A 12314-nucleotide genomic window follows, 5' to 3' on the forward strand; every position below is an offset into this window, starting at 1 on the left:
ATAACAAAATACAATCCTACAAGAAGATGTATTTTTGTAAAAAGACTTTATTTATCGTATTTATAGTTCTTCCTATAAATAACTGAAACTTTCCATCGTGAACAATATATTGTTTTATAAATGGATGACTTAAATAACTTTCTGCTTTTTTTCCAAATTTAAAAAGTATATCCTCCAGACCTTTCTCAGAAAATTTAATTCCAGAATTGGATGCTTTATTTAAAGTATCCATAGCAACAGCTATATTTATCAAATTATTGCTTGTTCTTTCTAAATAGGGTTGTATATCGACCTCTGGGATCTGGAATCTATTTGTGAAAAGCTCATTTTTAACGGCGATCTCAAAAGCGAGGTTTTTAATTAGACTATCAATTACTACTTGTTTTTCGTGTAAAGTACAGCATGTTCGCTCTAAATAAACTTTATCCTCTATATACTCTTGATGCAGTTTATTTTTTTCTTTAATTATTTCTTGAATTATGTATTTTAAGGTATCTAAACAACTCATTTTTTTATACCCAACTTGTCTTAATTACGCACCAATTTCTTCAATAGATGCAAATTTTCACCATTATCTTGCCATGGCTTATTTTCACTTAATTTAAACATTAAGTTAAATTAATATCCAATTGATTGTTTTTATATGTTATACGAAAATTTCGAATATTAATGTATTTTCAATGCATTATAATCATTATAACTCCTTTTTAGTACTAATCCTTAGCTACCACTATTACCAAAAAATTCATTTCATAGTACCAAGCACTGCATGAAACAAATAAAAATACACAAATTAATGTTTACTGTTCTATTAAGGATTGTTTATAATTCACCTATGCTCCTCTCCCCAAAAATTATGAATTGGAGCTAACATGGTTATCGATGATGCTTAAATGCTAATAAAATTTAGTATTAAGCATCCAACCATGTATAAAATGTAATTTGCAGGTAATATAATAAAAGATGTAACATCTCTCAACTCGCGACACGTGACAAATAATTTTCAATAAACCTAAGTTTTTCATCAATTTTGGGTATTTCAAAATGAGTCAGTTCTTAGATTTTTCTCTACTAAAAAAAAATCGTGACTTTCGATTGCTCTATTCAGGACAATTTATTTCATTTATTGGTACCATGATCAGTAGTGTTGCCCTACCCTACCAGATTTATCAAATAAGCCATTCGAGCTTTATGGTTGGACTATTAAGTCTTGTGCAATTACTACCACTATTAATCACTGCACTGATCGGAGGGGTATTTGCTGATCGGTATAATCGTAAAAGATTATTAATTATCAGTGAACTATTTTTGACCATTGGCTGTTTCTTACTGGCTTTGAATTCTTATCATGCAGCTCCATCTGTATGGCTAATTTTTATTGTTTCGGCTGCAATGTCAGCCATTAATGGATTACATCGCCCCGCTTTTGACAGTGTTATCCAGCAGATCGTAAATCCAAGTGATTATAAAAAAGTAGGGGCACTCGCTACATTTAAATTTAGTTTTTGTATGATTTGTGCACCTGCAATTGCTGGACTACTAATTGCCCATTATGGCATTGTGGTTACTTATTTCATTGATTTGATTACTTTTTTCTTATCACTAATTACTTTAGTAAGAATGCATGCTTTGCCTAAACCAGAAATTCAAGAACACCCATCCATTTTATCTTCTCTAAAACAGGGAATTTCTTTTGCTTTTAACCGACAAGAATTAATAGGAAGTTATTTTGTTGATTTTTTTGCGATGATTTTTGCTTGGCCCAATGCATTGCTTCCTGCTCTGGCACAATCATTTGGTGGTGCAAAAACTTTAGGTTTGCTCTATTCTGCCCCAGCTATTGGCGCGCTATTTATTTCATTTTTTAGTGGGTGGACTTCAAAAATAAACCAAGACGGTAAAGCAATTGCAATAGCTGCTCTACTTTGGGGAGTCTCAATTATTGGATTTGGGTTAGCAAGCTCACTTTGGTTAGCGCTTATTTTCTTAGCACTATCCGGTGCATTTGATGCCATAAGCGGTATTTTTCGCACTACCCTATGGAATAATACTATTCCAACTGAATACAGAGGCAGGTTGGCTGGTATTGAAATGATTAGTTATTTAAGCGGACCTAAATTAGGTGATACACGCGCCGGATTTATCGCCTCTTTATTTGGTATTTCTACAGCATTGATCTCAGGGGGTATATTGTGCCTTGTTGGAGTAACCGCATGCTGTTTGTTATTACCTAAATTTTGGCATTACCAATCTCATACAGCACCTTCCAAGAACTTATAATTAAAATTAAGAGCAAACGTAACTCTCCAGTCATCCCGAACGAAAAAAAGAGTTTCCGAATAAACACATTATGCGGTCTTATTCAAATTTCGACACGAATAAATCAAATCAAATTTTGGATTATATTCTTTTGTTTTCACATCAAAAAAAGCCAATAATGTAGAAAACAAATAGTCATGGGATAGGGAATCTGATTGTTTATTGCGTATACAATCATCTTCTATTACTAACTGCTTCGCAAGTCCATGAGACATCCATAAAATCATTGGGACCTTTTTCTGTTCATCCGGAGCCATAAAATAAGGTAATCCATGTAGAAACAACTTATGTTCTCCCAGTGATTCTCCATGATCAGATACATAAATTAAGCCTGTATCATGGGACTTAATCGTAGCCAATAAATCAATAGTATTAGCTAACATCGTATCGGTATATAAAATGGCATTATCGTAAGTATTCACCAAGGCTTTTGGCGAGCAACTGGATAAATCTGTGGTTTCACAGGTAGGTTGCCAATGTTTAAACTGTGTTGGATATCGCTCGTAATATGCGGGACCATGATTACCAAGCATATGCAATATTATTAACTGATCTTTCTTATTACTGACAATACGTTGCTGAAGTTGATGCAAAAGAATTTCATCAAAGCAACGTCCATTTTTACATAAAGCATCTGTCTCTAATTTTTCAAGGAGTAAACCATCACATACCCCCTTGCAACCTGATTGGTTATCTCGCCATAACACTGAAATATTAGCTCGATCGAGGAGATGCAACAATGACTCTGTTTGATTTATTTTTTGACTGTCATAATCATGGATTCCATAAGGAGAAAACATACAGGGTAGTGAAACCGCAGTTGTGGTGCCACAACTAGTTACTTGACTAAAATTAACGACTTGACGCTTTGCAAGCTCTGGTGTTGTTTGCCTTTGATAACCATTCAATCCCCAATTTAATGCTCGAACCGTTTCGCCAACAACAAGCACTATAACCCGAGGTTTGTTGTTTTCTGCGCGTGGAAGTTGATAGGCATCCTCACCAATTTTGATTTTTGTTTTATTCACATGAACTTGATGGGTTTTCCAATATGCTTTTACAGAAGATGAAATTAAATTTAATGGAGTAATTAAATAAGCAATTTCCTTTCGCTCGCGATGAACCGGACCAAGATCATGAAACACTGCCCATCCACCACCAAAAACCATACATAGTGATAAAAAAATTGTTCCTAATCGCCCAATCCAATACGAAGTAAGACTTCTTTTATAAATTTCGATGTGCCATACAATCCAACAAGGAAGGACACCCAATAATACAAAATAAGGAAGAATTCGCCATTGCAGGAACTCTCTACTTTCATGATAATCAGTACTCACAATATTAGTGATCATTGTTGAATCAATGTACACATGAAAAGTACTCATGAAATAAACTGCAATAGATGTGATCAAAAAAAGACAAATAGTAACCCACCTAAAAGTCCAACGATTAATCACTAATAAGAGCAAAAACCATTGTAAACCAGTGATTGCGATTGCTGTACCAAAAATCACAAACCAAGTATGAGCATTCACTAATTCCTTATCACGTAATAATTCGGTCCAAAAAGAGGTATTACATGCTAAGGTAAAAAAAATGCTACACAATAAAGTGATTAATTCACTAGACCAATAACTAGTACGTTTCAATATGATGGTTTACTCCTCAAAAGGGAGCATAGTTTACAAATTTTTTTATTAATTAGATAGTAGCACCCAATTACACCAAGAAAACCGGGGTAAGTTTTGTGCGACCTCAATCTCACTACTTAATGATTAGAATGAAAGTCGTAACTCTCAGTAAGGATTTTTCCACTTACTGAGGCACAGATACATTCATATGATTCAAGCAGGATATTTAAACCAAATAGGTATAATTTTATTAAGGTACACCATAAACTTCCATAATCCGACCTGAGATTCCACATTACCATAGATATCAGCCTTTGTTTCAGGATATGCAATACCCAAACCAAATAATCCAGGGCCAATAATACCCACATAGGGATTATGATGGGAGTACTCGTAATCACCAATAACAATCGCTTTACGCTTCTCGAAACCTACTGCATAAATAACATGCTCACATTCGGGTAAAAAACGTGCAATATTAGGTTCACTAACATTATAACGAACAAGGTTAGGAGGTAAGACTCCATCAATATTTTCCCGGGCCCATGCCGCACTTTGCCCTTTAAGCCCAGTATTATCAAAAAGAATCCAATCATCCATTTCAATCGCATAACAACAAGGTGAACGATAAAAATTGATGATTTTTTTTGCGCCTAATTCGACCAGATGTTTTAAGATAATGATTGCAGAATGAGACGAACCAAATACCCCATAAGTTTCATCAGGACGAAACATTGAAGATAATTTTTCTTTATCAATTGCAATATCAAAAGGAAGGACATTAACTCCAGGATAATTAAGCGAGGAAGGCAATGCACCAGTAGCTAAAATCACATTTTTAGCATAATAGGTTTCTGTTTCTGAGCTTAAAGACCATAACCGATCCGACAAAAACATAGTATGAACTATGGTTTTTATGCTCTGAACTTTTTTTAGGAGATGATCAGTAACCCACTGCAGTGGTTCAACCACATAACCTAAAGTACATGTTTCATCCTCTGGTAAGTGGTTTAATTTAAAATCAATAGTGGCGTCTTTATAATGAAAAGAATTCACTGCTAACAAGAAATTCTTAAAGAGTTTTACCTTAGTATTACTCGAAACGTTCGGCCATAAAAGACCCAGATCGCCCACTTTAAAATGAGGATCTAACCAAAGAATATGCTCTGGTAAGATACCATGATCCAATAATTTACCCACAGCTGCAATTCCAGCAGGTCCTGCCCCTATTACTGCCCATTGAAATTTATTATTATGCATAATCCGTCTTTATTCACACGTATTTACTAACATGCATGTACCTGTACTGCAATCATCGATTGTTTGACATGAAGGATCATAATACCCCTCATCAGGCACCCCTATTACTCCATTTGTATCATCATTTAAATTATTATCATACCAAATTCCATCATCCCATGAATTGACATCTATAGTGCCTCCATACCAGACGTTATTATGATAGCCATTATAATATCCGTTATGTTCATAATTACCGCTATGGTAACCATTACCATAATGATAACCACTATATTCATAAGCAAAAACGGAGGTATTTAAGAAAAAAAACAACAAAAAAATGATAGAAGAGACATATATTTTCATTTTCTTTCCTTAGTATGCGTGGGCCTTATTTAATTAAGTATAAGCCGAATTGATTGATAGTTAACTTTGATTGCAAAAGCAATTCGATGACATACAAAATCAATTATGCTAAAATCGATGACGTTCCAAAAAAACATCATTTATTTCATATTTCACAATTGAGGGTATTTTTTGTCGAAGCAATAAAATAAGCTACGGAAAATCATTTTTTTAATAAAAGATTAACAAAAAAACCACCTGTGAATGTGTGATTGATAATGCCAGAAATTTTCTTTAATTAGCCACTCTATATACTTTGGAACATAACAAATAACACTTTTTGGATGCATAATGGCGGTTATAATAAAAACTCCTGACGAAATAGAAAAAATGCGTATCGCTGGCAAACTTGCCGCGGAAGTTCTTGAAATGATAAGCCCTCACGTTCAAGAGGGGATCACAACCGATGAGCTCAATACTCTATGTCATGACTACATTGTAAATACACAAAAAGCCATTCCTGCTCCTTTAAATTATAATGGTTTTCCGAAATCCATTTGCACTTCAGTGAATCACGTCGTGTGTCACGGCATACCTGGAAAAAAAGTTCTAAAAGATGGAGACATCATTAATATCGATGTGACTGTTATCAAAAATGACTATCATGGTGATACCAGTAAAATGTTTTTTATTGGCAGTCCAGCAGTTAAAGCAAAGCACGTAGTCCAAGTAGCCCATGATTGCCTATTTATTGGAATTGAGATGGTAAAACCAGGCGTTCATTTAGGAGATATAGGCCATGCAATTCAACAATACGCAGAGAAAAACCGTTGCTCCGTTGTACGCGACTATTGCGGCCATGGCATAGGCCGTATTTTTCATGAAGACCCACAAGTATTACATTATGGAGTACCTGGAACTGGAATAAGATTAGAGCCAGGAATGACCTTTACAATTGAACCAATGATCAATGTTGGAAAACATCATACACGATTATTGCCTGATCATTGGACGGTAGTCACCAAAGATCACAGCCTTTCAGCCCAATGGGAACATACCTTATTGGTAACAGATAACGGTGTAGAAATTTTAACTCTGCGCAATGAAGAACGAAAATAAACTTTCCAATGCTGCCCATCCCTTTTTATCAGGGATGTCAGTAAATTTACATCAACTTAAAAATACGGTTAAGGAATTTAAAGAAAAACTTAGGGAAGAGTTTGATTATAAAACTAATGTTACTACAATCATTCGCAAATTGGTTGCTTTTATTGATGAGCTGGTGATCACTCTTTTCATTAAAAACAAACTGGATCATGATGTTTTTTGTCTTCTAGCCTTAGGCGGTTATGGGCGCCGAGAGTTGCTCCTTTATTCCGATATTGATTTACTTTTAATACATACTGATAAAGTTTCAAAATCACAATTGCACTATGCGCAAAACTTCATCCAAGATTGTTGGGACGTAGGCTTAAATCTAAGTCATCAAATTACGAGTGTTTCTGATTGTGCAGAATTAGCCAGACAAGATATTACCGTCATCTCTAGTCTTATGGACATGTTTTTATTGTGTGGCCGAGGTGCACTGATGGAGGAATTAATTTATCAAATTCATCCTTTACATATGTGGACCAGTCATGATTATTTTTTAGCAAAACGTCAAGAGCAGGAAAAACGTGATGCTAAATATGGTGAAACAGCATACAACTTAGAACCCAATGTTAAATATGGCCCGGGAGGATTACGCGATTTACAAATTTTACTGAGTATAGGTAAGCGTCATTTTAATATTAAAAAATTAGCAGATGGCATAAGCTACGGATTTATTACTGATAAAGAATATGAAAATCTAATGTATTGCCAACATTTTCTTTGGCGCGTACGTTTTGCTTTACATGTATTGGCTGAAAAAGCAGAAGAACGTTTATCTTTTGATTATCAAATTAAACTAGCGCAATTTTTTGGTTATAAAGATAAATCGCATTCATTAGCTATAGAACAATTCATGAAAGATTACTTTAAGATCATTAAACGTAATAGAGAACTTAATGAAATGTTATTACAATGGTTTGATGAAACGATTATGCATGCCCCTAAGCAACAACTGTTTCACTTAGATAATGAATTCCAACTTTCCAATAATTATATTGAAGTAAGAAATTCCCGTATCTTCAACCAACACCCCCAAGCACTTTTAAAATTATTTCTTTGGATTGCCAAAAGAACTGATATTGAAGGAGTTAGAGCAAATACAATTCGATTAATCAGAGAATCGCTCTATCTTATGAATAAACGCTTTAAAACCTCCCAAGAAACAACAGACCTTTTTATGAGTATCCTTAAAACAGAAAATGATCCTTATAAAGCGCTACATAGAATGAGCCGTTATGGTGTTTTAGCTCATTATCTTGAGTGCTTTGCTATGGTTACTGGACAAATGCAATATGATCTTTTTCATGTTTATACAGTTGATCAACATACGTTGTTTGTAATCCGTAATCTCTCTCGCTTTAAACAAGAAAAATATGCAAAGCAATTTCCTCTTTGTGCTCAAATAATGCCTTCTTTAAACAAACCAGAACTTCTTTATTTAAGTGCATTATTTCATGATATTGCTAAGGGTAGAGGAGGTGACCATTCAGAATTGGGGGCTGTTGAAGTACTTCATTTTGCACAAAATCATCATCTTGAAAAAGAGGACTGTGATTTACTTGTCTGGCTTGTACGCAATCATTTAATCATGTCACAAACAGCTCAACGACAAGATATTTACGATCCAAATACAATAAAAAATTTTTGTCAGCTATTACCCCAACCCTATTATTTGGATTATTTATATTTACTTACGGTTGCAGACATTTGCGGTACTAATCCTACTTTATGGAATTCATGGAAAGATTCACTTCTTAAAGAACTATACCATGCAGCAAAACACATGCTCCATAAAGAGCAGGAATTAATGGATGAATCCATGCTCATTAAAGTACGAAAGCAATATGCATTATCCGCATTAATTGCTGAAGGTATAGCCTCTAAAACAGTCGAGCATTTATGGGCTCAATTTAAAGATAAATATTTTTTGCATGAATCTTCTGAAATAATCGCACGTCATACCAAAGCAATATTGGCTTGTACTCATTTCCCTTTAGTCATGATTATGCCTCATCATAGTCAGGGTGGAACTGAAGTATTTATCTACATGCCTCATTGCGAGGATCGATTTGCCATTGCAACAACAGTCTTAAATAATCACAATGTAACCATTCAAGAGGCAATGATTTTAACCTGTGATAATCAATACGATTTAGACACCTATATTATCTTAGATGAACAAAATCAGGCATTTTTTGATACACAACGTTCCATCGATATCCAAGAAGCCTTATGCATTCATTTAGCTCAAAGCAATCAATTGCCAGTTGTAGTAAAAAGAAGACTATCTCGTGCTTTAGCACATTTTAATGTTAAAACTCAAATTCATTACTACGATGAAATTGCAAATAACCAAACTCGCTTATTTTTAGTCACGGGGGACCGACCAGGACTTCTAGCAACAATTGGCAGAGTATTTTCAACACTAAAAATTCATTTACATAATGCTAAAATTGTAACCGCTGGAGAACGCGCTGAAGATACGTTTTATATTACAAATCAAAAAAATCAAGCATTAATTCCTGAGGAAAAAGAAGTGCTACGTGAAAAGCTTATTGAGGAACTTTCCAATGCATATTAAAGCTGCTCAAGTCATTTCTTGATAAAGTTGCGTTAACACTGTATCAAACGAATCAACACGTATAAAACCAAGACGAGGGAATTCCATATCAATAATAATGTAAACGGTGATTGCTATAACGAATGCATAGCTTATAAAGTGTAAAATACTTCCGTCATTTTTTTCTCCAATATTATACCCTGCAATTAAAGCTCCAAGCAAAGCAAGTCCCACAAGTAATATAAAAACAATCAATGGTGGATGAATATAGGAATTTTCGTATCGAGTATTAGCAACATCAAACATATTATTTAAACTAGATAGAAGAAGAGAACACCCATACTGTTGCTCTTTAGAGGCACATCCTTTTGATGCTAATTTCCATATTTTGCGCTGCATCTCTTGGGTTTTCTCATGAGTTGCTCTAAAAATACCTAGATCGGATACGTTTCTATAGTCAGAGATTTGATAAAATAAATACTGTTTAAGTACTTGGCGTAAGCTTTTTTGTATTTCTGGGCTTACTAAATCTACTCTGAAATATGCCGTTCTAATTGCATTTGCTTCTTGAATGATTACATAGCGCCGATCATCAAATCGTTGATTAGCCGTAGAAAATGTAAAGGCCACGATTAATCCTAGTAAAGTAAAAATTGCTCCCTCTACAATTTGTAAACCCGGCCCAGTACTTTTTTTCTTATTTTTAGCATTACGTTGTGCACTATAAATACCTAAATACAAAAATAATAAAATAAATGCAAAGAAAATGATAAGAAAAAATAATACAATCAATTGAAACTTCATAAGAATTTGCTCCAATTATATTTAATATATGGTAGTAACTTTGAAGCGCGAATACATCTTTTTATTTTAAGTATAGGCTTAGAATTTTAATATTTATTAACTAAATTAAACCTGTTTTGACTAAATCCCACTCATCTCGGCACTCTACGGACCGCAGCAGATATAAATTATCGACAGGTTTTAAAAAATTCAGTTAATAAAGAAGCGCATTGAGTTTGCATTATTCCTTCATCGACTTGAACTTTATGATTTAGCGGATAACCTTGCAATAGATTATAAACAGAGCCCGCTGCTCCTGATTTAAAATCACGTGTTGCAAAAACCAATCTTCTAATGCGTGCATGAACTATAAGTCCTGCACACATAGCACAAGGTTCCAGAGTGACATATAGAGTTGTATCCAACAAGCGGTGATTCTGTATGAGCTGTGATGCCTGTCTGATGGCATGAATTTCGGCATGACCCGATGGATCATGGCTCTTTTGGATGAGGTTTCGTCCTGCTCCTAATAACTGATTCTCTTTATTCACTAATACCGCGCCTACAGGAATTTCTCCCTCAGTTTGAGCGAGAATTGCCTGTTCGTAAGCCTTACGCATCCAGTATTGATCATTCATTTTATAAAGCCAATTTGGATAACTTTAAAAAACGCAAATTATGGGTGTGCGCACAGTATATATATCATTCCCATTCAATAGTAGCCGGTGGTTTACCTGAGATATCATAAGTGACACGTGATACACCCTCTACTTCATTTATAATACGATTAGAGACCCGACCAAGAAAATCCCAAGGTAACTGTGCCCAATGTGCCGTCATAAAATCAATTGTTTCTACAGCACGAAGACAAATGACATAATCATATTTACGGCCATCCCCCATCACGCCCACGCTTTTAACAGGCAAAAATACTGCAAATGCTTGACTCACCTTATAATAAAGATCAGCTTTTCTCAGTTCATCGATAAAAATGGCATCTGCTTGACGTAAAATATCAGCATATTCCTTTTTCACTTCAGCAAGAATGCGCACGCCTAAACCAGGACCTGGAAATGGATGTCTATAGATCATATCATGCGGCAAACCTAACTCCAGACCTATATTACGAACCTCATCTTTAAATAATTCACGTATAGGCTCTAATAATTTCAGATTTAGGGTCTCAGGTAATCCCCCCACATTATGGTGAGATTTAATAACCATTGAAGCACCATTTGTATTTGTTGCTGCGGATTCTATAACATCCGGATAAATAGTTCCTTGAGCAAGCCAAGAAACGCCAGGAATTTTATGGGCTTCTTCATCAAATACCTCAATAAAGGTATGGCCAATAATTTTTCGTTTTTCTTCGGGACAGGTGATACCTTTTAACGCATTTAAAAACTTATTTTCAGCTTTCACAGCAATAATCTGTATTCCCATGTTCTTGCCAAACATATTCATAACTTCATCTGCTTCATGAATACGTAATAACCCTGTATCCACGAAAACACAAATCAATTGCTTTCCAATTGCCTTGTGTAATAAAGCAGCAACAACGGAGGAATCCACACCACCCGATAATCCCAGTAAGACTTTCTCTGTGCCTACTTGAGCTCTTATCTTACTAATTGCCTCATCAATAATAAGATCAGAAGTCCAATTAGTCGAAGCTTTACAAATATCCACCACAAAACGATGTAAAATACGCAATCCTTGCAAGGTATGTGTTACTTCTGGATGAAATTGTACCCCATACATTTGACGACTTTCATCTGCCATTCCAGCAATAGGGGCATTGCGTGTTTCACAAACAATCTTAAAACCCGGAGGTAATTTCGTCACCTTATCACCATGACTCATCCAGACATCTAATAAAGCACAACCATCAGAATTGATACGATCTTCAATTTGCGAAAATAACTGACTATGGCCATGTAATTTTAATTCTGCATAACCAAACTCTCTAAGCGAAGAAGATTGAACTTCCCCTCCCAATTGCACTGCCATTGTTTGCATTCCATAGCAAACGCCTAAGATAGGTATCCCGGTGGTAAATAACCATTCAGGTGCACGCGGATTCATATCATAGGTTACTGTTGCAGGGCCTCCAGATAAGATCACACCACATGGATTTAGTGCAATAAATTTTACTTGTTCAATATTAAAGGGATGAATTTCACAATAAACACCCAATTCACGAACACGTCGTGCAATCAGTTGTGTATATTGAGAACCGAAGTCAAGAATTAATAAAGGATGCTGTTTTAAATCTTTCATGA

Annotated in this window: 10 protein-coding genes; 3 read left to right on the forward strand and 7 right to left on the reverse strand. The window is 35.0% G+C overall.

Annotation, left to right across the window (positions count from 1 at the left end):
* Window positions 1–16: 16 nt before the first annotated feature.
* The gene (locus Lsan_RS15850; RefSeq protein ID WP_058515110.1) at window positions 17–508 is read right to left on the reverse strand and encodes a hypothetical protein; all 492 of its coding nucleotides are present in this window, start codon (window positions 506–508) and stop codon (window positions 17–19) included.
* A 536-nt stretch (window positions 509–1044) separates the two neighbouring features.
* Here Lsan_RS15850 and Lsan_RS15855 point away from each other — a divergent pair.
* A complete protein-coding gene (locus Lsan_RS15855) occupies window positions 1045–2280 on the forward strand; it encodes an MFS transporter (protein ID WP_058515111.1) in 1236 nt (411 codons plus the stop codon).
* Between the two features lie 68 nt (window positions 2281–2348).
* On the opposite strand, the gene Lsan_RS15860 is transcribed toward Lsan_RS15855, so the two are convergent.
* The 3 genes from Lsan_RS15860 to Lsan_RS15870 all read right to left on the reverse strand — a co-directional run bounded on the left by Lsan_RS15860 (window position 2349) and on the right by Lsan_RS15870 (window position 5558).
* Window positions 2349–3971: a phosphoethanolamine transferase gene (locus Lsan_RS15860; RefSeq protein WP_065236320.1), complete on the reverse strand. Its 1623-nt coding sequence runs from the start codon at window positions 3969–3971 to the stop codon at window positions 2349–2351.
* 195 nt (window positions 3972–4166) lie between these two features.
* Window positions 4167–5213 (reverse strand): FAD-dependent oxidoreductase, encoded by a 1047-nt coding sequence (locus Lsan_RS15865; protein ID WP_058515112.1) that lies wholly within the window; start codon window positions 5211–5213, stop codon window positions 4167–4169.
* Window positions 5214–5222: 9 nt separating this feature from the next.
* Window positions 5223–5558, reverse strand: a complete 336-nt coding sequence (locus tag Lsan_RS15870; RefSeq protein ID WP_058515113.1) for a hypothetical protein — start codon at window positions 5556–5558, stop codon at window positions 5223–5225.
* 330 nt (window positions 5559–5888) lie between these two features.
* On the opposite strand from Lsan_RS15870, the gene map reads away from it, so the two are divergent.
* Both map and glnD read left to right on the forward strand, forming a co-directional pair.
* Entirely contained in the window at window positions 5889–6656 is a 768-nt protein-coding gene (gene map, locus Lsan_RS15875) for a type I methionyl aminopeptidase (RefSeq protein WP_058515114.1), read from the forward strand.
* A 34-nt stretch (window positions 6657–6690) separates the two neighbouring features.
* The gene (gene glnD / locus Lsan_RS15880; RefSeq protein ID WP_193392742.1) at window positions 6691–9270 is read left to right on the forward strand and encodes a [protein-PII] uridylyltransferase; all 2580 of its coding nucleotides are present in this window, start codon (window positions 6691–6693) and stop codon (window positions 9268–9270) included.
* A 6-nt stretch (window positions 9271–9276) separates the two neighbouring features.
* Here the strand turns inward: glnD and Lsan_RS15885 are convergent, their stop codons facing one another.
* The 3 genes from Lsan_RS15885 to guaA all read right to left on the reverse strand — a co-directional run bounded on the left by Lsan_RS15885 (window position 9277) and on the right by guaA (window position 12312).
* Window positions 9277–10053: a bestrophin-like domain gene (locus tag Lsan_RS15885; RefSeq protein WP_058515116.1), complete on the reverse strand. Its 777-nt coding sequence runs from the start codon at window positions 10051–10053 to the stop codon at window positions 9277–9279.
* Between the two features lie 167 nt (window positions 10054–10220).
* Entirely contained in the window at window positions 10221–10670 is a 450-nt protein-coding gene (gene tadA / locus Lsan_RS15890) for a tRNA adenosine(34) deaminase TadA (protein ID WP_058515117.1), read from the reverse strand.
* A gap of 64 nt (window positions 10671–10734) precedes the next feature.
* On the reverse strand, window positions 10735–12312 hold the full coding sequence (gene guaA, locus Lsan_RS15895) for a glutamine-hydrolyzing GMP synthase (RefSeq protein ID WP_058515118.1): 1578 nt from the start codon (window positions 12310–12312) through the stop codon (window positions 10735–10737).
* Between the last annotated feature and the right edge of the window lie 2 nt (window positions 12313–12314).

It is taken from the genome of Legionella santicrucis, assembly GCF_001468135.1.
Classification (GTDB): Bacteria; Pseudomonadota; Gammaproteobacteria; order Legionellales; family Legionellaceae; genus Legionella; species Legionella santicrucis.